At 39.5% G+C, this 23,092-nt stretch carries 20 protein-coding genes and 1 pseudogene; 2 read left to right on the top strand and 19 right to left on the bottom strand.

Annotated features, from left to right (window positions below):
• The first annotated feature begins 94 nt into the window (after positions 1 to 94).
• On the top strand, positions 95 to 991 hold the full coding sequence (locus GOP56_RS20275; RefSeq protein WP_163246447.1) for a LysR family transcriptional regulator: 897 nt from the start codon (positions 95 to 97) through the stop codon (positions 989 to 991).
• Positions 992 to 1,131: 140 nt separating this feature from the next.
• Here GOP56_RS20275 and GOP56_RS20270 read toward each other — a convergent pair whose 3' ends face one another.
• The 13 genes from GOP56_RS20270 to GOP56_RS20210 all read right to left on the bottom strand — a co-directional run bounded on the left by GOP56_RS20270 (position 1,132) and on the right by GOP56_RS20210 (position 15,659).
• Positions 1,132 to 1,677, bottom strand: a complete 546-nt coding sequence (locus GOP56_RS20270) for a GNAT family N-acetyltransferase (protein WP_163246445.1) — start codon at positions 1,675 to 1,677, stop codon at positions 1,132 to 1,134.
• A 142-nt stretch (positions 1,678 to 1,819) separates the two neighbouring features.
• The gene (locus GOP56_RS20265; RefSeq protein ID WP_163246444.1) at positions 1,820 to 2,299 is read right to left on the bottom strand and encodes a DMT family transporter; all 480 of its coding nucleotides are present in this window, start codon (positions 2,297 to 2,299) and stop codon (positions 1,820 to 1,822) included.
• Between the two features lie 37 nt (positions 2,300 to 2,336).
• Positions 2,337 to 3,035 carry a Crp/Fnr family transcriptional regulator gene (locus GOP56_RS20260; protein WP_163246442.1) on the bottom strand — a complete coding sequence of 233 codons (699 nt, stop codon included), beginning with the start codon at positions 3,033 to 3,035 and terminating at the stop codon, positions 2,337 to 2,339.
• A gap of 53 nt (positions 3,036 to 3,088) precedes the next feature.
• Entirely contained in the window at positions 3,089 to 3,514 is a 426-nt protein-coding gene (locus tag GOP56_RS20255) for a DMT family transporter (protein WP_163246440.1), read from the bottom strand.
• Between the two features lie 256 nt (positions 3,515 to 3,770).
• The gene (locus GOP56_RS20250; protein ID WP_163246438.1) at positions 3,771 to 5,132 is read right to left on the bottom strand and encodes an FAD-binding oxidoreductase; all 1,362 of its coding nucleotides are present in this window, start codon (positions 5,130 to 5,132) and stop codon (positions 3,771 to 3,773) included.
• Between the two features lie 149 nt (positions 5,133 to 5,281).
• Positions 5,282 to 6,337: an HD-GYP domain-containing protein gene (locus GOP56_RS20245; RefSeq protein WP_174250694.1), complete on the bottom strand. Its 1,056-nt coding sequence runs from the start codon at positions 6,335 to 6,337 to the stop codon at positions 5,282 to 5,284.
• A gap of 303 nt (positions 6,338 to 6,640) precedes the next feature.
• On the bottom strand, positions 6,641 to 8,089 hold the full coding sequence (locus tag GOP56_RS20240) for a BglG family transcription antiterminator (RefSeq protein ID WP_254068486.1): 1,449 nt from the start codon (positions 8,087 to 8,089) through the stop codon (positions 6,641 to 6,643).
• A gap of 283 nt (positions 8,090 to 8,372) precedes the next feature.
• Positions 8,373 to 9,584 carry an ABC transporter permease gene (locus GOP56_RS20235; RefSeq protein WP_068792719.1) on the bottom strand — a complete coding sequence of 404 codons (1,212 nt, stop codon included), beginning with the start codon at positions 9,582 to 9,584 and terminating at the stop codon, positions 8,373 to 8,375.
• Entirely contained in the window at positions 9,581 to 10,345 is a 765-nt protein-coding gene (locus tag GOP56_RS20230; RefSeq protein WP_003335312.1) for an ABC transporter ATP-binding protein, read from the bottom strand. The genes GOP56_RS20235 and GOP56_RS20230 overlap by 4 nt, the downstream gene beginning before the upstream one ends.
• Positions 10,305 to 11,834, bottom strand: coding sequence for an efflux RND transporter periplasmic adaptor subunit (locus GOP56_RS20225; RefSeq protein ID WP_254068484.1), 1,530 nt, complete (start codon positions 11,832 to 11,834; stop codon positions 10,305 to 10,307). The genes GOP56_RS20230 and GOP56_RS20225 overlap by 41 nt, the downstream gene beginning before the upstream one ends.
• Before the next feature lie 321 nt (positions 11,835 to 12,155).
• Entirely contained in the window at positions 12,156 to 13,562 is a 1,407-nt protein-coding gene (locus GOP56_RS20220; RefSeq protein WP_163246893.1) for a HAMP domain-containing sensor histidine kinase, read from the bottom strand.
• On the bottom strand, positions 13,552 to 14,238 hold the full coding sequence (locus GOP56_RS20215) for a response regulator transcription factor (protein ID WP_003335315.1): 687 nt from the start codon (positions 14,236 to 14,238) through the stop codon (positions 13,552 to 13,554). Before GOP56_RS20215 ends, GOP56_RS20220 begins: the two co-directional genes overlap by 11 nt.
• Before the next feature lie 341 nt (positions 14,239 to 14,579).
• Positions 14,580 to 15,659 (bottom strand): hypothetical protein, encoded by a 1,080-nt coding sequence (locus tag GOP56_RS20210; protein ID WP_163246433.1) that lies wholly within the window; start codon positions 15,657 to 15,659, stop codon positions 14,580 to 14,582.
• A 322-nt stretch (positions 15,660 to 15,981) separates the two neighbouring features.
• Between GOP56_RS20210 and GOP56_RS20205 the strand changes: the two genes are divergently transcribed.
• Positions 15,982 to 16,329, top strand: a complete 348-nt coding sequence (locus GOP56_RS20205; RefSeq protein WP_231929151.1) for a YxeA family protein — start codon at positions 15,982 to 15,984, stop codon at positions 16,327 to 16,329.
• An 88-nt stretch (positions 16,330 to 16,417) separates the two neighbouring features.
• Here GOP56_RS20205 and GOP56_RS20200 read toward each other — a convergent pair whose 3' ends face one another.
• From GOP56_RS20200 to GOP56_RS20175, 6 genes and pseudogenes are all read right to left on the bottom strand, one after another.
• Complete coding sequence (locus GOP56_RS20200) at positions 16,418 to 17,419, bottom strand: 2-hydroxyacid dehydrogenase (protein WP_003335318.1); 1,002 nt, start codon at positions 17,417 to 17,419, stop codon at positions 16,418 to 16,420.
• 62 nt (positions 17,420 to 17,481) lie between these two features.
• A complete protein-coding gene (locus GOP56_RS20195) occupies positions 17,482 to 18,537 on the bottom strand; it encodes an AEC family transporter (protein WP_163246431.1) in 1,056 nt (351 codons plus the stop codon).
• Between the two features lie 248 nt (positions 18,538 to 18,785).
• On the bottom strand, positions 18,786 to 19,499 hold the full coding sequence (locus tag GOP56_RS20190) for a response regulator (protein WP_003339199.1): 714 nt from the start codon (positions 19,497 to 19,499) through the stop codon (positions 18,786 to 18,788).
• Positions 19,492 to 21,108, bottom strand: a complete 1,617-nt coding sequence (gene dcuS, locus GOP56_RS20185) for a DcuS/MalK family sensor histidine kinase (protein WP_163246430.1) — start codon at positions 21,106 to 21,108, stop codon at positions 19,492 to 19,494. The genes GOP56_RS20190 and dcuS overlap by 8 nt, the downstream gene beginning before the upstream one ends.
• A 309-nt stretch (positions 21,109 to 21,417) precedes the next feature.
• Positions 21,418 to 22,677: pseudogene (locus tag GOP56_RS20180) on the bottom strand (SpoVR family protein); the annotation flags it as partial.
• A gap of 29 nt (positions 22,678 to 22,706) precedes the next feature.
• A complete protein-coding gene (locus GOP56_RS20175) occupies positions 22,707 to 23,045 on the bottom strand; it encodes a YolD-like family protein (protein ID WP_163246428.1) in 339 nt (112 codons plus the stop codon).
• Positions 23,046 to 23,092 lie beyond the last annotated feature (47 nt).

The following is a 23,092-nucleotide window of genomic DNA, read 5'->3' as shown; positions in this document are numbered from 1 at the left end:
CGAGAGTTACTATATCATTGAATTACCGATTTTACTTATGAATGTTTGTGATACGATCCATTTCGATTCCCGATATCATGGAGGTAGATATACAATGATTGAATTACTGGAAGGGAAGTTCTTTCAGACATTTATTGCAGTAATAGAAGAAAAGAGCTTTAGTCGAGCCGCAGAGAAATTAGGCTATGTTCAATCTACTGTAACTAGTCATATTCAGTTATTGGAGCAAGCCTGCAATCAAAAATTGTTTCATCGATTATCCAGAGGTGTAAAACCTACAGAAGCGGGTGTTAGACTTGCTACATTTGCGTATCAATTTATACATTTAGGTATGTCCTTAGAGCATGCAATGAACGAATTGGATCAACCGCAGGGAACGATACATATTCGTATGCAGGAATCCTTTTTCTTAACACGTATGTCCTCCTTTATCCAACAATTTATGAATCAATATCCACGGATAAAAGTAAGACTAGAAGCGGGATTTCAGCCGGATATTCTGAAGAGGGTTTTAGATCACGCTGTAGATTTTGGCATTGTTCCGCAAAATCCCAATCGCAATGATCTAATTTTCCACCCACTTTTAGAGGAAAAACTTGTTTTTATTGCCTCGGATGCCTTGGTGCAAAGAGTTGAATCTAGTGGATTGGATATGTTACACGATGAAATCGTAATAAGCTTTGGAACCAGTTGCCTATACCACACTCAAGCTAGTAGGATTTTGCAGAAGGCTGGAATTGAAGGAAATAGTGCATTAGAGTTTCCAAGCATAGAAATGATTAAGCAAGCTGTGAAATGTGGCATTGGCTTTGCATTACTTCCAGAAATATGCGTAAAAAAAGAACTAGAAGAAAAAGAGTTCCAAACGCTACCACTATGCCCGCCCATTTACTCAACACACGGGCTTATTGTCCATAAGGATAGGGAGCTGCATTTTCCTGCTAAATTATTTAAGTCCCAAGTCGTTGAGCATTTTTCGATAGAACGGTAGGCCGTCTAACGTAAGTATGATACAAAGATATACAAATGAGGGGATAAATAATAGAGTGCCTCCAGTAGCTCCGACTGGTTATGCACTCTATTACGACTAAACTGAAGTGAATTAGTATACCTAGCAATTTTAGCTTGTTCTTATTCATGGCATCTCCCCATGATAATGGTGTTATAATATTTACCGTCAGACAGGATTTTGTCTTTTTTTAGTATGCCTTCTATTTCAAAGCCAAGCTTTCTATAAAGGGTAATGGCTTTCTCATTCGTTTCTAAAACATTCAATGTAATTTTTTTAATATCATTCGAGTCAGCCCAAGCAATAGATTCTTTTAACAGATTTTTGCCTATGGCAAATCCCCAAAACTCCTTTAAAACGCACACACCAAATTCTATTTTATGTGAGAATCTTTTCAGTTGATTTCCTTCGCATCTGGAAAACCCGACTATCTGATCATGAACGACCGCAACTAAAAATAAGTTTCTTTTATTTTCAGTATCTGCTTTAATTAATTGTTCAAACCCTAAAGGATCTATGAACGCCTCCCCTTTTTCCCTGTCTAAATTTTCAGTCTCCCCATCTAACTGTAATCTAAGCTTAGACAAAGCTTTCGCATCTGTTTCGGTTGCAGATCGAATCGTATAGCTTAGCCCTTTTACATCAAATTCTTGTTTGTTAATGATCATGATATGCTCCATTCGTATTCGATATGGTAAATATTTATAATCTTAGTCTATCATATGTCACCATACTTCGAATAATCAGCTATCCACAACCTTCTTACTATTATTATTTAAGCGTTTGGCAGCAGCTAACATGTAAAACCACTTATCTGACAGAATGCTGTGAATCACCCGCCACCTGCTTCTCACATCCATTTCCTAATTTAAATAGAATAACACCACAAACGATAACGAGTACGCCTATTAACTGCCTAAAAGTAAAAGGAACCTTATCCAGTCCAAACCAGCCTAGCGAGTCCCACAATAAAGCAAACCCAAGCTGTGATGTTACAACGATAGAGATGGCATACGTAGGACCAAGCAGTCTTATCCCCTGCACCAGACAGATTACCACCCCTACTCCGATCAAACCGTTAAACCAATACCAGGTCTTCATATTTTGTAATGTAAATATGTGTTTCCCTTCAAAGATGAAACCCATCGTAAGCGAAGCCACAAAACCCATTCCTAATACTAATGTAGTCGTTGTCCAAGAGCCAACATGCTCATTTACCTTACCATTGAAAATATTTTGTAAGCCAACTAGCGAGCCTGCGATCAAAGCCAATACTATCCCTAGAATCATTGCATTTTCTCCCTTTACTGATGTTATCCCTGCTTAACTACTCGTAAATATTATGACTGGTCAGCGCACTTAATCCAGCTCTGTCCTTCACAAGAATGAAACCTTTGTTTCGCTCTATTAGCCCCTCTGTACAGAATTGTCGAATTACCCGATTTAGATGCCTATAGCTGGTTCCAATTAAGTTCGCTACATCCCTTAGACTGACTGTGCTTAGTTGCCCTTTAAAGAGAGAATTAGACTCGTCATAGGAGACAGACAATAGATAACTTGCCAACCGCACTTCCACGGGATACATCAGATTGAAGCTTAAAGAATTGGATTTAATATAAAATTTTCGAGTAATGATCTCCAGTAAAAATTGGAGAAACGGTGCGTGATCTCTTCCGTATTTTTTCAGCCAACGATGGTGAACACCAATCAAATGGACAGGCGATACTGCCTCAACCGTATTGAGAATATCAGTACCACGTACGTATTCGATATCCCCAATCGCCTCAAGAGGTGTCTTAAAAGAGAGGATCAGTGTTCTCCCCTCCATCGAGGTAGTATAGATCTTAACCTTTCCCTTAACAAGAAGGTACAAATACTGTGCAGATTCTCCTTGGGAGCAGATAATCTCTCCCTGCTTAAAGCTGTACAGTGCCAAATGAGGTAGTACCTGTTCATTAAATACAGATTCTATTTGATGAGCATGTAGATAATGATTCAATTGCTCACGATCTGAGATTTCCTTCATTACTCGTTTTACCCCCAGTCTATCATCTGTCGCATTCTAAAATATTTATACGATCAAAATCTTAGTATCACCACACCAGCAATCATCATTGCTATGCCGATGAACTGTGGCAGTCTCATCTTCTGTTTCAACACGCCGAACCATCCATTACTATCAATGATAAAGGTCAGGCTCAACTGAGCAATCAGCAGTGTAGATATCGCAAGGGTAACACCGATCTGTTGGATAGCGGTGATATTACTGAAAATGATGAACGCCCCTAAAGCACCGCCAGTCAAAAATAACGGCTTTACTTGCCTAACCCTTTGCCAATTTCCATCTCTGACGAACATCAGAATAAGCAAAGCTAGAACAAATCCAGTTAATTGGGTGATAGTCGCCGTTTGCCAAGTTCCAATATCTCGACTTATCCTAGAATTCGCTACTCCTTGCAAGGTAATACAAGCCCCGCCTAAAAACGCGAATAAGCTCCCTTTCATTTTCTCTCTCCCCCAATCCGATTCTCTATTATTAAATGATAATCCGTATTTTTTGGGAAGGACATATGTCCCTCACAGCTTGCGGTTATTGCTCATTGGAGGGAGGATTCCATCTAGGGCTTATAGCTGTGGTAGCTCTTCACAGCAAAAAATAGGACTCCTCTCAAAGAAAATCGAGATGAGTCCTTCACGTATTCGAACGATAAACAGCACATGCCACCAGAGGTTCCTACCAGTATCACTCCGTAGTTGGCTGCTAGCTGAAAATTTTTCCTGGGTTTAATATTCCTTTAGGATCAAAGGCTTTTTTTACAGCTAACATGGAATGAAATGCTTCGCCATGCTCTGTTTGCTGGTATTTTCGTTTCCCCAGCCCTACACCGTGCTCTCCCGTACATGTACCACCGCGTGCTAAGGCATATTCAACTATACGGGTATTCGCCGCTTCTGCACGGGCAAGCTCTTCGGAATCAAGTGGATTTAATAAGAGTAGCGTATGGTAATTACCATCACCAATATGTCCAACCACTCCGCCCTCAAAATTTAATTCTTGCACGACTTGTTGTGCATTACGTACTGCACCAGCCAGTTCGGATAAAGGCACACATACATCCGTCGTCATAACACGCTTTCCCGGTACGGAATGAGCAAAAGCATAGTACAAATGATGCCTAGCCTCCCATAATTGCGCCCGGGCCTTTGAATCTATCTCCTGCTGAAAATGCAGGCAGCCTTTCTCTAACGCTAATTCTCTAGCAAATTGTGCATCCTGCATCAATCCTGCTGTATTTCCATGGAACTCAAGAAATAAGGTGGGTGTCACTTCGTATGAGGTATTTTTATGGCGATTCATTTTTTGAATGGATAATTCGTCTACCAGCTCCATTTTAGCAACAGGAATTCCTACAGAAAGAATAGTCACCGCTGTCTGAACAGCACTTTCCACATCAGGAAATGTAGCTCGAACGGCCATCATTTCCTCAGGAATACCGTACACGCGTAAGGTCAGCTCAGTAAATACACCCAATGTCCCTTCCGAACCAACGAACAGACCATTTAGATGGTATCCAGATGATGATTTGGCTGCTAAACCACCGGTATGAATAATGCTTCCATCAGCTAATACGACTTCTAGGTCACGCACCTGATCACGCATAACACCATATCGGACAGCAGTAGTACCACTAGCATTTGTCGCGGCCATTCCACCAAGCGTAGCATCTGCCCCTGGATCAACAGAAAAAAACAAGCCGTATTTTTTCAGTTCTTTATTTACTTGGGTCCTAGTTATCCCTGGTTGGACACGTATCAACAAATCATCTGGCCGGATCTCCAGAATTCGATTCATTCGTTGAAAATCTAAGGATATTCCTTTCTTCACAGGAATCACATGTCCTTCTAAACTGCTTCCGCTACCAAATGGAACCACAGGTAGCTCACGGTCGTTAGCAAAAGCAAGCAGACGTGATACATCCTCCCTGGATTCAGGAAACACCACTACATCAGGTAAAACAGGGGTGTGATAAGATTCATCTTTGCTATGTAGCTCTAAAACACTCTCACTTATAGAAACCTGATCATCTCGAAATAACTGCCGTAAATCATTTAGGTCATTCATTTGAATTCCTCCTAAATTACTTTTGACAAGTAGCACCAGATGTTAGTTCTATTATAAGAGAGGAAGGAATGTTTCAGATATAAATTTCGAAACATTCCTTCCTATAGACAGTTCATTACATGGATTTATGTAGTTTTCTTATTCCATTCTTATCCGATCGCTTTGCAATCGGAAATCACCAAATTCAATTCGCTCGACAAATCTATTTCAAATGAAGGTAATGAAACATGTGCTTTATTTTCTAAAAGACGAACAATAGGTCGTGAAGGCATACCCGGATTATTTTTGACAACGACACCTGAATAGCCTGAGCTTAACGTTACAAACATGCCCACAGGATATAAATAGATGGAATTACGGAACGCTTGCAATACCTTCTGGCAAAATTGGGTGCCTGAGCCTGCAAATAAAAATTCCATGGCATCATGCGGTAGCATCGGCTTTCGATATACACGCTGGCTCGTTAAAGCTTCGAAGACGTCACACACTCCAATGATTTTCGCAAATAAATGAATATCTTTTTCCTGCAAGTTACGTGGATACCCATTTCCATCCATACGTTCGTGATGCTCATAAGCGCATTGTGCAACGATCTCTGGAATTGCTGGCAGTCGTCTCAACAAAGCAAATCCTTTGCTTGCATGCGTCTTCATTATGTCATATTCTTCATTCGTTAGTGAATCCGGCTTCTGAATGATCTGAGTTGGGATCATCAATTTCCCTACATCATGTAAAAGCGCCCCTAACCCTAAATCTGTGATTTGCTGCTTATTCAAGCCCATTCTCAATCCAACTAATACACTATAAATCATTACATGAAAGGAATGGACAAATATGCTTTTATCAAAAACACAAATCCTTCCTAGTAAATCCATGATCATTGAGTTATTCTTGCATGTATAAATTAAATCTGCCAGCATATCCTGAGCGCTGGAGCCCATTTGTTCTCCTGCGATAGCTTTAGAGTAGGAATTATCCAATGTGGTATGCACAAAATCTATGGCTTCCTTCCTTGCTTGTCCAGATATAACATCCTTAGCAGGAGTATCCGCTATATTTTTATGTTGAACATGGATGGAATTGTGTCCAAACAAACTTTGAGTGAAAGTTCCTCCATTGCCCGCCGAAATCGAGCGATTGCTACTATAAATATCGCTTGAAAGCCTCATACCAGAACCACTGTGATTTTGAGAAAGTAACTGCATGTATATTTATAAATCCTCCCTAAAAGCTGACATTGCATAAGACTTTATACCTAAGTCGTAATACATATATTACATATGAATTGATTTTCCTATCAAGTGCATTAATTACCGTTACTAAAGGTAATTTTTTTCTTCCTTGATCATGTCATCTCTCACTATTCATTTTGATGATGCCTTTCCTGTATGCAAGGCCATCCATTTTTATGCGTTTTAACGCTCTACTCATGGACTCTCACAGAAAAAAAGACGTTCTCTCTCATTATGATTGAAAGAGTAAACGTCTTTTTCACATTCACAGGTATATTATTTATCGTCGTTAATAAATTGCTGAAGGGTATGAAGGTTACGTTGAGATAAAATGGATTGAACACGAATAACCGGAATGGATTGTATATCAATAGGAATAGTCGTAATGACTATATCTATACCTAGCGTTTTGATTTGTTCCTCTGTTATATCATACAAATACTGATCTAATATTTGTAATTTCTCGCCAAACCTTTCTCTTAAAATAGCCTCCATATATCGTTTCCAGCTTGTCCCATCACCAGATATAATAAGAGCCTTTTTAGATCTAGGCTTAAATGAAATCATAGCTTCTATTTGCATGGTGACATTAGCAATTTCATCATCAATGATATGATCTGCCATCCCGTATTTTTTTGCCCATTCATTATATATTTCTTTCACCTGTAAAAACGTTTTACGGTGCTTTTCTCTAATATATTTGGTAATAGATTTTTCCTTTACTTTTATCGTAGAGAAATACTTTAGGGTATACATGGTTCGCTTAAAGTAATCGATTAAGGTAAAAACAAATTCCTCATCATGAATCAATGGCTTGTTGATTTTATTTTCAAGCATATGAATGAAATCTTTCATATATATGAATACTTGTATTTTTCCTTCATGAAAATATTGAAGTGCTTCCCTTTTTACTTTGCCGACATCCTTATACACATGCTTAGAAGCCTTAATAACAATCGTCATAATGATTTTGTCCTCTGTTGTTAAAGAGATATTATACTCCGAGGTTAACTGATCGAGTATCGTGGATATTGTATGGTAATAAGGTGTCTCAATATTATAGTGAGAAATGGGATTGCCTAAATTGATTTGATAGCCTTGTTTGTTTCTTTTTAATACAATCGCTACAAAATAGGAGAGCTTGTGCCTATCGTATACATCAAAAGTAATACCTAATCTCTCTTCAATCTCGTCTAAGTACCGCATGCATACTTCCTCGTATTCTGTAAACGGCCATTCTTTATTGGTATAAGAGCTAGTATATAGTTCAAAAAACATCATGATGATTTGAAGTTCATTCCCCACAATTTGGAGGGGATTTCTTTGAAGCTGTAATTTATAGGTCTTTAAATGTTTTCCTACCCTTCTTAGAACGTTTTGAAGAGAAGGTCCTTGGATAAATAAATGTTCGGCTAATTGGGAAATGGTTTTACAATTTCCTTCAAGCAATTGCTGAAATACTTGAAAAGTAAAAGAATCTCTTACAAATAAAGATATCACTTCATTTACAGAGGAGCTTTCCGGTAAAAATAATTGGACTCCCTTCCCTTTTATAGAACTAATCTCCCAGCCAGGCGGCAAAAAATCCTTCAATATGGAAATTTCCTTGGCAACAGTCTTATATGAGCAACCTATTTTTTCTGATAACTCCTGAACTGTAAACCATCTATTTTCTCCACCGAGGAGCTTCATAATTTGAATTTGGCGATATCTTTCTTTTCTCATGTCCATCTATCCCTAAAAGGGACTCCTTTCTTATGGTAAAAATAGCTTCTACCAATCATGCAAATATACTCTCTCATCTTTGGCGGTACATAGTAACTTCTTACTAAGTAATACAGAATAAATGAGAAAAGGTTTCACTTATATCTAACTAAATCATTATATAGGAAAAAGCCCTTTACTCCTGTTGGCAAAACCAGGAATAAAAGGCTTTTCCTATCTTCACATTAACATAAATGACAGATCTTCTTTTTTACGCTTTAATTATAGTAGAACACATGTATTTCTATTCATATCGCAATGCATCAATTGGCTTCATCTCTGCGGCCTTTTTTGCAGGATACACGCCGAATACCACACCTACCAATAAGGATGATAAAAAGGCATACAGCATGGGAGTTATTGTAATGGCAATCTCCACTCCTCCCAGCTTGTTCACGACCCAAGCCGCTCCAACTCCCAGCACAATCCCAATGAACCCACCCAAGATACTCAGCGTAACTGATTCAATCAAAAATTGTTGCATAATCGCCGTCTTAGTTGCTCCAATGGCCTTGCGAATCCCAATCTCACGAGTACGCTCTGTTACGGAGACCAGCATGATGTTCATAATACCGATGCCGCCTACCACTAAAGAAATCGCAGCAATTCCCGATAGTAATGTTGTCATTACGCTGGTTACGCTTTGCGCTGTTTCCAAAATATCTGATTGAGAGCTTATAGTAAAATCATTTTCTTGGCTAGGCATTAGCTTATGCTGAGATCGCAAGGTTTGTTGAATATCAAACTGAGCCTGAAGCATCTCATCTGCTGATGTTGCCGAGGCATAAATCGTGCGAATGCTGCTTTGTCCTAGACGCTCCATCGCCGTAGTAATTGGAATCATTACCTTATCATCGTTATTAGTCATGCCGGAGCTTCCTTGGCTTTTTAAAATACCAACCACTGTAAATGGAATACGATTAATTTCAATCGTTTTGCCAATAGGACTTTCATTGGAGTTGGCAAAGAGATTGGTGACGATCTCTGGACCGATAACCGCCACATTTGCCTGCTCGCTTACCTCAAAGCTAGTAAAAAATCGTCCCTCTTGCAAGCTAACGTTTCGTACCTGTGGAAAAGCTTCCGTCGTGCCCTCCAAACTAGATAAATAGTTACTATTCTGATACACCAATTGGGCTCGGGTGCTAACCGCGGGGGTAACATCTGCTATCGAATCCTTTTGTTGAAGGGCTGCTGCATCCTCTAGACTAAGTGAAAGCGAGCCTGCCCCCAAGCTAATGCCACCTTGCCTTGCTTGCCCTGCCGAGATAATCAACAGATTACTCCCTAACCCGTTAATTTGATTGGCTACACTAGCTTTTGCTCCTTCTCCAATCGCTACCATTGCGATCACAGCAGATACGCCGATCATAATACCTAGCATGGTTAGAAAAGACCTAAGCTTATTAGCTGTGACACTCCGCAGTGATACGCGCATAGCTTCCCAATAATTCATAACACCACTTCCTCGGAATTCGCTATTCTTCGCTCTTGAATTACCTCATTAGCTACGATCTGTCCGTCACGGAAATGGATAACTCGCTTAGCATATTCAGCAATATCTGGTTCGTGAGTGACTAGAATAACCGTTTTCCCTTCATTATTTAATTGTTGAAAAATTCCCATGATCTCTTGACTTGTTTTCGTATCAAGGGCACCTGTAGGCTCATCCGCCAAAATAATCACAGGTTCATTAACCAAGGCACGCGCAATAGAAACACGTTGCTGCTGCCCACCTGATAACTCATTTGGTTTGTTATATAACCGATTGCCAAGTCCGACTCTATGTAGGGAATCAATAGCTCGCTGTCGTCTTTGTTTAGCATCTACACCTGCATATAAAAGTGGAAGCTCCACATTTTCCACTGCGGGTGTACGCGGAATCAGATTAAAATTTTGAAAAACAAAACCTATTTTTTGGTTCCGAATTTTAGCTAGCTCTTCATCCTCTGCCTCCGAAACAGGATAGCCATCGAGATAAAAGGTTCCACTTGAAGGCAGATCCAAGCAACCAATCATGTTCATCATAGTAGATTTACCTGATCCTGAAGGCCCCATAATGGCTACAAAATCCCCTTCTTCAATGCTAAGATTTACTCCTCGCAGGGCATGTATTTCTTGATCTCCAATCACATACTTCTTTTTCACATCTGCAATCCGAATTACAGCTCTAGCATTATCTTGCTCTTGCCCCACCTTGGAAACCAGCTCCGCCACTTGGCATACCTCCTCCCATTACAGGCATACCACCCATACCTGACGACATTGGCCCCTGACCCATTTGACGACTATTCGAGGAGCTGTTAGCTACCTGCATAGTTAAAAGGATTTGATCTCCTTCCTCAAGTCCAGACGTAATTTCAACGCGATCTGAGCCTATTAGTCCAGTCGTTACTTCCTTAAATTGAAAACCTGATACAGTTTGCCCCTTGTCACGCGATTTGCCTTTTGAATCGGCTTGTGTTTCCGTATCTGTACTAGCACTATCTTTTCCTTTTACCAAAACTCCAGTTTTCCCACCTTGTTCACGCAAAGCAGTAATTGGAACATAGAGCACATTCTTTTGTTCCCCTGCATGAATTGTTGTCTGGAGCGTCATGCCTGGCTTTAACAATCCTTCTTTATTTTCGACAGTAAGAAGTACTTTATAGGTTGTCACACCTGATTCTGTACTCCCTTCTGGGTACACTGTTTCTACTTTTCCTTGAAATTTTTTATTATTGTAGGTTCCAATCGTAAAAGTAGCTTCCATCCCCTGCTTGATTTTACCGATATCGTTCTGACTAATCTGGGCCATTACTCCCAACTGTTCAGAATTCGAATTGTCCATCATCAAAAAGGGAGAGCTTGCCGCTTCTCCTACCTGCCCGTTCACCTGTAAAATAACACCATCCATTGGTGCTTTTAAGGTTAGCTTTTCTAAATTCTGCTGTTGTTGTTGCAGTTGTACCTCAGCTTGAGTAACTGATGCTTTTGCGGCTTGTAGGGAAGACTCTTGGACTGGAGCCTTAGCTTGATTAAATTGAGCTAGCGCAGAATCGTAGGCAGCCTGTGCTTGGGCAACATTATTATTACTTTGGTCTACTGTCTGACTGTGCTGCATGTTGGCTGTTTTGTATTCAGCTTCTGCCTGATTCAAACTATTTTGCGCCTGATCTAATTCACTTTTGGAAATAGCGCCGGCTTCGTATAATTTTTTTTGCGTCTCCAGATTCTTTTGAGCCTCTTGTAAGCCATCGCTCGCTTTCTCTTGTTGGATCAGGGCCTTTTGATTGTCATAATTTTTCTTAGCAGATTCTAATGCTGCTTTTGCTTTTGTTACATTTGACTGTAGTACTACAATTTCATTTTCATCCTTTGCCTGCATTTTTTCCGCTAAACCTGCCTTAGCTGATAAGAGGTTAGCTTCTGCAATCTTTATTTGCATCAAAGCATCGGATTGATCCATTGTAGCCAGTACCTGCCCTGCTTTAACAGTATCACCTATTTTAACGTTGATTGCTGTTACGGACTGATCACCACTCGGAAAGTTAACTGTCACCTGCTGTGCAGCTTGTACGGTTCCTGAAGCAGTAATTACCTCCGACACATCCCCTCGCTGGACTTGGATTGTCTGCATAATCGAAGCTGCACGTGAAGGAGATAGCAGCTTACTATAGGCAAAAACACCCGTTCCACACAGTAAGGCTATAGCTACTGCTCCCATGATGACCCTTCTTTTCCTTTTTCCCATTCTACTTAAAAATGATGTCCTCGTTGTGCTTCCAAGCATTGAGATTTCCCCCAAAAAATCGTTTATTTTGTAAACCGCATTCGTGATGAACTAACTATAAGTTCGCTGTATGTCAGCTAGATGTCTGTCTTGTGGGAAACTTGGTGAAAAATGGGGGCAAAGGAAAGGAAGCCTTTACAAGATAGCAAAAGGACTATTAAAAAAAGTTGTCCACAGCTACCTTTGAAATCAGTAATTGTGGACAACTTCTATAGAATGTTTTTATTTATCTGTGGATAATCTTTTTGATGTTCCTCATTTGGTTAACGACAACGTAAAAATGGTCTTTTCCTGAACACTCTCTATCAATTCAAGATCGCCACCCAGTGCCTTTGCCATCATTTTACTAAAGGGTAATCCTAATCCAAGCCCTCTAACCTTGTGCTTCTTCTCTTCTCCGCGATAAAATCGCTCAAAAATATATTCCTTTTCTGTTGCTGGAATGCCGACACCATTATCTTGAACACAAATTTGAAGAACGTTATCTTGCTGTAATAGAGTTACCTGTATCATTGCGTTTAATCCTGTTGCTTGTTTTGCGTTATTTAATAGGTTATATAAAATTTGCTGTATACGTAGCGGGTCGGTGTCAATCCATACTTCTTGTTCAGGAATATTCGTCTGTAGGACAAGCGTATTCTCATCTTGTCCAATGAGCCATTGATGCGTAATTTCCTGCACCAGATGATTCATGTTCTGTGGTTGTTTGTTAACTTTAATATCTCCTACTGCAAATGAGTTAAAATCTAATAAATCTTCCACCATTTTTTGTAAGCGCACAATTTCTTTGGAGCAAATCTCCAGAAACTCTTTTGCTACCTCACCGGTCACCACATCATCTTTAACCGCTTGTAACAGCCCACTGATAGAGGTAACGGGTGTTTTCAGCTCATGGGTAACTCCAGCCAATAGCTCCGTTCGCATCAATTCTAACTGCCGTAGTCGATCAGCCATATCTTTAAACGAATGAATTAGTTCATAGATTTCCTTTTCCTTGATATCCTTCTTTAGTTCAATATCATAGTGTCCCGTCACAATCTGTTTAGCGGCATCCGCTACTTCCTTCACGGGCTCTGATAATTTTTTTGTTAGATAATAAATCACGATCCAGCCTAATAGTCCAAGACTTGTTAGCATAATGCATAATTGTTGCAACGTCTCTATGCTGCGATCCATCTCTTTTTTCGGCGAGAAGAGAAATACCCACCCCAGTGTTTGACCATTCTCCTCTATCTTCTGGGTAAGAAAAATGGCAGTATCTCCTGAGCGCGTCTGTATTTCTTGCACGACCTGATCTTCTTCCCAATCTGGAGAGATTCGGCGGAGGATATCGTCAACAAATCGATTTGATTTTCCAAAGATAATATGCTTGTGTGCATCTAATATCATAACCATGGGCTTAAATCCACCCATGAAACGTTGGCGATTCTCTACCAATCGTGGCAGGAATGCAGGTATCACAATCGTCGTCCCGTCTGCTGATACAATTTGTTCCGAAATCTCCAGAGCCATGTATCTCATGACATCTAGCCTTTTTTGCGTTTCATTGTAGCTTATCCACATGCTAGAGAAAAGTCCAATGACAACAAGACCAACGCATAAGGTTAATACATAACGAGTTGTCCAATAGGTTAATAACGTTTTCCGCTCTTTATTTTTCATTGACACAGAACTGATACCCCAATCCTCGTAGTGTACGAATTTCTCCTTCATCGGTTGGCCAATTTTGCAGGGTTCTACGGATACGCTTCACTGCAAGATCGACAGCACGATCACTGCCCTCATAGTCCATCCCCCAAACCTGCTCGATTAATTGCTCTCTAGTAAAGGTCTGATTGGGATGCTGCGCTAAAAATAAAAACAAAGAAAGATCACGTGGCGTAAAAGTAAGATCAATACCGTGCAAGGTGACAGAATGGGCTCGATAATCTACTTTTAAACTTCCAAAAATTCGAGTTTGGCAGTCACCCATGACCAGTAAGGAGCGGCGTAAAACGGCATTGACACGTGCTACGACCTCCTCACCAATAAAAGGCTTGGTAATATAATCGTCTGCCCCCTGATTTAGCCCATTTATCTTTTGATCCAGTTGACCCAACGCTGTCAGCATGATGACAGGACAGCTACTTTTGGTACGAATATGCTCTAAAACCTTCCATCCACTCTGCCCTGGTAGCATGACGTCCAATAAAACCAAGGAAGGTGCCACACGTTCAAATGTATGTATCGCTTCTTCACCATCAAAGGCAAGCTCTACCTGATATCCCGCTTTTTCTAAATATACCTGTAGAACCCGAGAGATCGGTACTTCATCTTCTACGATTACAATTGTTTGCATAAGTTGCTCCCTTCCAGTATATGAGGCTAGGGCTTTATCAAAAGAATACGAAAAACATCCCGAAAGGAAAAGAGGGTATGTTTTGGCAATTCATGCATAAAAAACTACACACAGGCATGGCCTTCCTGTAAATTCAGGAAAGCCATGCCAATCATCACGCATTATATTGAAAGTGGGAGGGTACTATAAACATGAGGATACTACTTTTTGCCGCATTCTTACTGCTACTTTGCCGGATACTACTGCCGTTTTTTAACCTTGCCTTTTACACCCACTAGCAGCTTACTATTTGCCGTAATAGTAGCCACTAGCTTTGCTTTTTTGCTACTTATCTATTTCAATTACTCATCCTTTGCTTCAGACTCTGTCTCTGCTTTTGGATTTTTCTTGTTTTGCATTTTTTCTAACCACTCTTGTAGTAGCTTGTTTACGGTATCAGCATCATCTGCATCAGCGGCTGCTTTGATCTGTTCCATGATATTCTCTTTTCCTTCATGACTAAAACGCTTGATACCTAGTTTTTCCATCTCTTCTTTTGCTTGTTCTTTCGTTAATGTTCCAGCTTTTACTTGCTCTTGGATTTCATCTAATTTTTGCTTGGTTTCATCGTCAAGTTTGATGTCTTTATAGATCACATTCTTGACACCCAGTTTTTCCATCTCTTCTTTTACTTGTTCTTTCGTTAATGTTCCAGCTTTTACTTGCTCTTGAATTTCATCTAGTTTTTGCTTGGTTTCATCGTCAAGTTTGATGTCTTTATAGATCACATTCTTGACACCCAGTTTTTCCATCTCTTCTTTTGCTTGCTCTTCCGTTAATGTTCCAGCTTTTACTTGTTCCTGAATTTCATCCAGTTTCTTTTTCATTTCTTCGTCAAACTTGATGATTTTATGAACAGGCTGCTTGATGCCTAGCTCTTCCATTTCCTCTTTTGCTTGTTCTTCCGTTAATGTTCCAGCTTTTACTTGTTCCTGAATTTCATCCAGTTTCTTTTTTGTTTCCTCATCTAAGTTATTAAATTTGATCATCTTAACCTTATCAAAGCCTTTCAGTCCAAGCTTTTCCATCTCTTCCTTGGCTTGCTCTTGCGTTAATGAGCCATCCTTTACCTGTTCACGAATTTCATCTAGCTTTTTCTTCGTTTCTTCATCCATTTGAGGAAGTTTTTCTTTCATTTTTTCCTGCTGATCAAACAGCTTTTGGAAATCGTCAGCTAGATCAGGATTGTATTTATTAATGATCTTCATTAATTCCTCCTGATTGGCTTGTCTATCCTCTAAAGAAAAATGTCCTCGTTTTTGAAAGGTTTGTTCTACTTTTGTTGTCTCTACATTTGAAGTAGTTGCCGCAAAAGCAGCAGTTGGTGCAAACACTGCAAGAGCTAATGCTCCGATCATCCATTTCGACGCTTTTTTATTCATTCAAATCAAACTCCTTCATAATTGATTTGCAAGAAGAACTTCTTACAAGTATCAATTTACTAAGGGAGTATGTCAGGTGAATGTCCACCTTAAGGAAAAGTTGTGGGAAACCTAAGGCTGGCTGTTCCATTTTAAGCTGTCAAAAAAGTTGACAATTAAATGAATATTTCGTATGTTTTGTATAACTTTCGTGATTGTACGCTGAATATCCTATTGATTTGGTAAGCTAGTCACCACTTAGCTAGCGCTTGAAGCAGAAGACTTTTTTGCAGAAATGTTGTATATAAAGGGATTTCATCATATCGATAACGATAGAAAGGGTGTGTTTGTATTGAAAAAGAATCTAGGCCTTATCATTCTGTTACTAGGAAGTATGGCTTTGGTGGGCTGTGAACGGGATCAATACAATGTGTTAGGTCATGAAACAGAATTTTACGCTGCCATGTTAAGTGAAGGTAAAGACTTAACCGACAAAGGCAAGGAATATACTCTCCCTACCTATGATAAAGATGGCAATAAGAAAATCCTAACTTACATCGCAGATTCTAAAATACCTGAGGGCTCTTTAGTTAAATTCACAATCAATCAGCAAGGTGAAGTGATAACACTTGATAACGTAGCTATTAAGGACATTCCCGAACCGGCTCAGAAACAACTGCATATTCAATAGAACAAATCAGTCAAATCAAAACAGCCACCTTTCTCTAACTAGATGAAAGGTGGCTGTTTACCAAAGGAACTATTCCTTTGCCAAATTGTTAAGCTACTTCGTTATCACATCTTCCCTGAGTAAGGAAGCTATATAGGTTTTCATAAGAGATTTCTACCATGTTGGTAAGCGCTTCGTCTGTGTAAGAACCGATATGCGGTGTTACCAGTACACGAGGGAACATGTTGATTAGTTTTTCAATTGTTTCATTAGGCAAAGCCTGATCCTTCAAGTTTTTGAAGAAGAAAGTAGATTCATTTTCGAATACGTCTGTACCAAATCCAGCTAGTTTATTTGTTTCCAAAGCTCGTAGAATTGCTTCGTTGTCTTGCAACTCACCGCGAGAAGTGTTGATTAGCACAGCTTGATCTTTCATTTTCGCAAGGAACTCATCGTTGATCATTTTGTAGTTCTGATCCTTGAAGAACGGAACATGTACAGATACCAAGTCAGATTTTGCTAATACTTCATCTAAAGGCAGGTAATCTACAATGATTTTAGCCGCTTCATTTTCAAACACATCGTATGCTACTACATGAGCTCCCAAGCCTTTGAATAATTTAGCAGTTGTTAACCCGATTTTACCGGTACCTAGGATACCTACTGTGCAATTGCGAATCTCCTTACTAAACATAGAAGCATCAACTGTGAAGTCTTTGTCTTTTGTTTTATTAGCTGTATAAGAAGCATTGCGCATCAGCATCATGCCAAGTGTAAGTGCTAATTCAGAAATCGCATTTGGAGAATAAGCTGGTACGCGAGCAGCTTTCATACCGCAATCCTTCACCGCTTGTAGGTCAATATGGTTAAACCCTACTGTTCTAGTCAGTAAATATTTTACTCCGTAGCTAGCTAATTTTTCGATATTCGTGCGAGTCGCCTTACAATTACCGCGAACCATAACCGCATCTGCACCCTTAGCCATCTCAACATTCGTATCATTCATTAAATCTGTTACTAGTGTTAAATTATAATTAAATTTGTTTAGTTTTTTAAAGAATTCAACCTCTACATCTCGTACACCATAGCAAACTAGATTAACTGTTTTCATTTGAAATCCTCCCTCTCTGTTGTGAACCTATTTATAAGCTTCTCTGTATTTCGTTATTTCTTTTATACAAACAGTCCCATAGATTTAATCATTTCTAGGACGACAATCCATAAAGGCATTGCTAGGACACCAAGTATTGTGGATAACAAGGAGCAGTTAGATGTTAATACTGCCTCTTTATCAAAGCTGATGGCATAAGCTGCTGCCACTGTTGCTGTTGGTGTAGCCATCATGATTACTACTGTTGCTAGAGCTACGTGAGATACTGGCAATAGACCAGTCACTGTTAGCACAGTCAAGATCACGATATTAATAATTGGAACAATAACTACTTTGTTTAAGCTGTAGTACCAAGCATCTTTAACTCTTACAGCATCTTTTAAAGAAATCTCAGCTAGAGTAGCACCGATAGACAACCAAGCAAGTGGAGAAGCTAATTTAGCTAGATAATCCATTGGTTTGAATAGCCACAAAGCTGTTTTATCAATGCGCAGGAATGCGTAACTTGCTTCTTTTCCATCTGCCATCATGTGAACCTGTGGAATGTAATTTTGGAACATCCAGATAAACAATCCTGCAAAGGTAGCTAATACGATTGGATTTAAGAACATTGTCTTGATGTTTTTCGCTTCCATTTTTAAACCAGACATTTTGATATAGCCGTAAGAGTAAAGGAAAATTCGATATCCAATGTTAAAGATAGAAGCGTACATAACACCAACTGCACCATACATAACTTGTACAATTGGAATTCCGAAGAAAGTAGTAGAACCAAAGATCGTTAGAACACGTAATACATCTTGTTTATCACCTGCATATTTAGCAAACAGTGGTTTAGAAACAATAATGAGTACGATGTAGACCAAGATTCCCCAAATCAGAAGGTTAATCCCTTGTTTCAAGGATTCAGTATCAATGTCAGTCATAAAGGCCGTAAATGCTAGTGCTGGAAGAGCCACAGATAAGATAACGTTGCTTAGAATCTTAGCTGTTTGCTTTGATAAAACTTCTTTCTTGCGTAAAAAGAATCCTAAGAAAATAATGAAGACAGAAGAACTAATGGCACTAACAATTTTGCTATCTGTTAATGTGCTAATAAAAATTTCCCCGATGTTCATCGAGCACTCCCCCTTGTATCGAAAATGTGAATACTTTCACATTATGGTTCAAAAAAATAAGTGAGTTATTTGTTTTACCCTTGTGAATCAATTCACATTCTTTATGGTTCTATCATAATCCTACTTTTCTATTCTGCCTACCTTATATAACTTATTAAATCGATTATGTAACTAATGTAACTGAATAGGTAGGATGTCCGCTTTCATAAATAAAAAAAGCGACCAGTCAAATGCTAGTCGCCTTTTTCTTACATATATTGTTTAATGCGCTCGCTGCTATCCTCAACTGTACGGTGTTTACACACAGGCCGTCCTACCGTACCATACATAATTTCAGCCTTCAATACTCCGATTTCGCTTAAAAAATTTAAGTATTTCCGCATGGATACACGTGAAATCCCTACCTCGTGCGCCATTTCTTCCGTGGAGAATGCTTGTCCTTTTCTCTCGGTAATATGATCCCAAATCAATTGCAACGTCGTGCGCGTTAATCCTTTGGGAAGGTCCAATAAAATTTGGGTATGATCTTTATCCTTTGCTAACAAAAATTTATCCAAATCGGTTTGACTTAATTTTTTTTGGCGTTTCATCACACTAGCTTTCTCTTTGTAATCTTGAAGCGCCTCCTGAAAGCGTTCAAATTCGAACGGCTTAATTAAATAATCAACAGCACCGAATTGCAGCGCCTTATTAATGCTTTTCGTATCGCATGCTGCCGTGATCATAATGACATCAATACTTCTTTCTCTTTGACGTATTTGTGTGAGAAAGTCAAACCCACTTTTTCCAGGCAAAAACACATCAAGGAGAACGAGATCAACCTCTATCTCATCAATAATCTCTAAAGCCTTCTTAACATCATTGGCCACTGCCTGAACGGTGAAGCCTTCTACCATCTCTAGATATCTTTTATTAAATTCCGCTACCATTGGGTCATCCTCTACGATTAGCACCTTAATCATCATACTCATCCTTCATTTTGTAAGGCAGGGCTATTACAAAGCTTGTTCCTTTGCCCTCAACAGAATGGATAGCAATCTCACCTTTCCACTTATCCACATGCTGAGTAACAAAATACAGCCCCAATCCTCTATTTTCTCCTTTAGTCGAAAAACCCTTCACAAAGATTTCTCGTCTAAATGTTGGTGGAATTCCCTGTCCGCTATCGGTTAGTTCAATTAAAATCTGCTCTTCTGTTTGTTCAATCTTCAGCTCTACTTTTTTAACCTCTGCTTGTATAGAGGCTTCCATAGCATTATTAATCAGATTTCCAACTATGGTAATGAGAGAATGAATCAGCTCCGAATCCTCCGTCTCCGCTAAATAGCTCTCTTCATTTAAAATCAGCTCTACATCATCTTCTCTAGCATCGCTAATTTTCCCTAATAAAAATCCAGCGAACACTGAGCTCTTAATCCTTCTCACAATAAATCCAATTTCTTTTTGGTGCTGAATGGAAATTTGTTTAATATATTCATTGAGCTGGTCATAATAGCCCATGTGTATCATGCCTTGAATGACATGCAATTTATTTTTAAATTCGTGCGATTTGGCCCGAAGTGCATCAGCATAGAGCTGGATTCCTGTAATTTGTTCTACCAGTTGTTGTATTTCTGTTTTATCTCGGAACGTAGCCACAACCCCTACTACCTGATCATCAACCACTACTGGCACACAGTTAATCACAAGAGAGATTCCATTGATGCTGTAATGCTCATCTAACTGTGCCTTGCCCGTACGCAGAGTTTCCTCCAATATCCACATGTGGTCACTAGCGCACTTTCCTACGATTTCTTCAGAGCTGTCCGCTAGCTGTAATAATCGGCGGGCCTCCGAATTGACCAAGGTAATAATTCCTTCCCGATCCACGGCTATAACGCCTTCACGTACGGATTGAAGCATCGCGTTTTGTTCTTCTAACACTTTCGCAATAGCAAAGGGCTCTAGTCCAAACAGAATTTTTTTAATATGTCTGGCTAGCAGCAACGCTCCAATAATACCAATTACAATCCCGAGTATCATACTTAGATAAATCACCGATCGGCTCTGCTTAACTGCCTTTCCTACATCATCTAATGCGATTCCGACAGTCACAACGCCAATCTGTTTTCCATTGTAATCATATACAGGTGTAAATACTCGTAAAGCCTCCCCCAGCACTCCTACTGCGATAGAAATGTATTCCTTACCAGATAATGAAGCGTTCGCATCTTCTCGATCCAAAAAGGATTGTCCTACTCTGGAAGGAATCGGGTGGGATTTTCTAATTAAATTCATATCAAGCACGACCACAAAGGTCACATTCGTCAAATCTTTAATCCGATTAGAGAAGGTCTGAATTTCGGCTTGATCTCGCTTGCCTGTTAACCCCTCAATAACAATCACCGAATTAGCTACAATTCGCCCAATATCGGTCACCTTCTCAGACAAGCTATCCTTGGTCTGGCTAGCAATATCCCTGCTAATCAGCACATTTGTAACCAATAGAGAACTAATAACGACAATTCCAATAAGCAAGATAATTTTTGTGTGTAAGCTAAGCTGTAACTTCCTTTTGCCAGGTTTGTTCATGAACAGGCTAAGCTCCTTCTGCTCGAGATGTCTAGTTTCCTGTAGATAAGCTAAGGTGCTATATCCCCTGAGTCGCTATGCTTCTTATGCAACTAACAGATTACTCCTTAGTTTTTTACGCCATTTTAGCTATTATACTAAACTTCACAGATATGTAATATTGTTATTCAAAAAAGGTTAGCAATTTGTCAGTAATAGAGAGGATTTTGTGAATAGTCCAAGCAAACAAAAAACATCCCGTATCATCCATGCAGATGATTCGAGATGTACATACCCTGATCTGTTTTAACCGAACAGATTAGCTATATTCTATAAAAATTTTCGTTGGACCTTTTTCCCATCATAGCTAAAAGCCACAGCCCGATCATCCAATGTAGTCTCAATGTGTACGTTTTTGCCCCATAATGTATAAACATACGGTAGGGTTTTCTCAATATATTTCACATCTAGCTCTAATCCCTCGTATAGATGCTTGATATACAATTCTCCGCTGCGCAGGTAGTCACCATCTTGGACGATCAAGTAGGGGAATCCACCATTTACACGGGAAAGTACCAATTGATCACGCACCAGCTCCCATTGCTTCTGTGTGATCACCCAGTCGCTCCCCTGCTTTCCAAAAGTATACATATCCAATCGCCTTACAAGATCCTCTGTAAGATAGTTACGGATAAAAGAAATATCTCCCTCTAATTCGCGCACCTCAAAGATTTTTTCCATTCCCTGATTTGGTTTGCGACCGAAACGCTCCTGTTCTTCTTTCGTAGGATTATTATAACGCATTTCAATATCTTCAAACATTTTTAAGCCTAAATGATACGGATTAATACTAGTCGTAGATGGCTGTATGACCGAGGAATGCAGCTTAGCAAACTCAATTGTTTCCGCTTCCGTTAAGTCCATTTCACGAAGAATCCGGCAATGCCAAAAGGAAGCCCAGCCTTCATTCATAATCTTCGTTTCCATTTGTGGCCAAAAATATAACATTTCATCACGTATAATGGTCATGATATCACGCTGCCATGGTGCCAAATATGGGCTATATTCCTGAATAAACCAGAGTAAATCTTTCTCCGGCTGCTCGGGAAATCGTTGATGCTGATTAGATTCAGTATCTGTTATCGGAGCATCTTGATCAAGCTTCCACAAATCATCATAAGGTGAGCTAGGCTTATAAGTCTTAGGAGTATCTGTCTTTTCCGCATATAACGTTGTTCTTTCTTTTTTGGGCTGGATCAGTCTTGGATCAATATGCTCTTGAATCCCAATGCAAGCGTCCAATAAGTCCTCCACTTTCTCTTTCCCATAGGCAATTTCGTACTCCCGGATACGATCAGCACTAGCTGCCATACTTTCTACCATATTGCGATTCGTATTACTGAAGCGTACATTATTCTTGAAGAAATCGCAGTGAGCCAGTACATGTGCCACAATTAATTTATTTTGGATCAAGCTATTTCCGTCTAATAAAAAGGCATAGCATGGATTAGAGTTGATCACTAACTCATAAATTTTACTAAGGTTTAAGTCGTATTGAAGTTTCATTTTGAAGAAGTTTTTACCAAACGACCGGACGTATGAAACTAATTAAGAGTAGTTTATTTCCCTATCTTCACTACATCCTCAACAGGAATCCACCAGAAATCCTCATCGTTCTTTAGCTTGATCTGTTTAAATTGAGAATCAAACCTATCTACCCATCCCCATGCGGATTCAATTACTCCTCTACCCTCTTTTGTCTCTTTCCACCAGCTAATCGTAAGGGCGTAGTCATACTGACGTGAGTCAGATATCCTGTAGCAAAACTCGGCCAGCTCATCCTCTTCAATGATCGGCTTCTCGATCAGCTTCTTATCCTCATGATACTGCCGTAACCTTTCTGCATGTTCTGGTAAGATGAATTTCGTTACAAGCGGATCAAGGATTTTACTAGCCATCAAAACATCTCCTTAAATACGAATACGCGTTCTTATTTTATTTGATA

This window comes from Brevibacillus sp. 7WMA2, from assembly GCF_010748895.1.
GTDB lineage: Bacteria > Bacillota > Bacilli > Brevibacillales > Brevibacillaceae > Brevibacillus_B > Brevibacillus_B halotolerans.
Note: the sequence above shows the minus strand (reverse complement) of the source record. Positions and strands in the feature narration are given on the sequence as shown.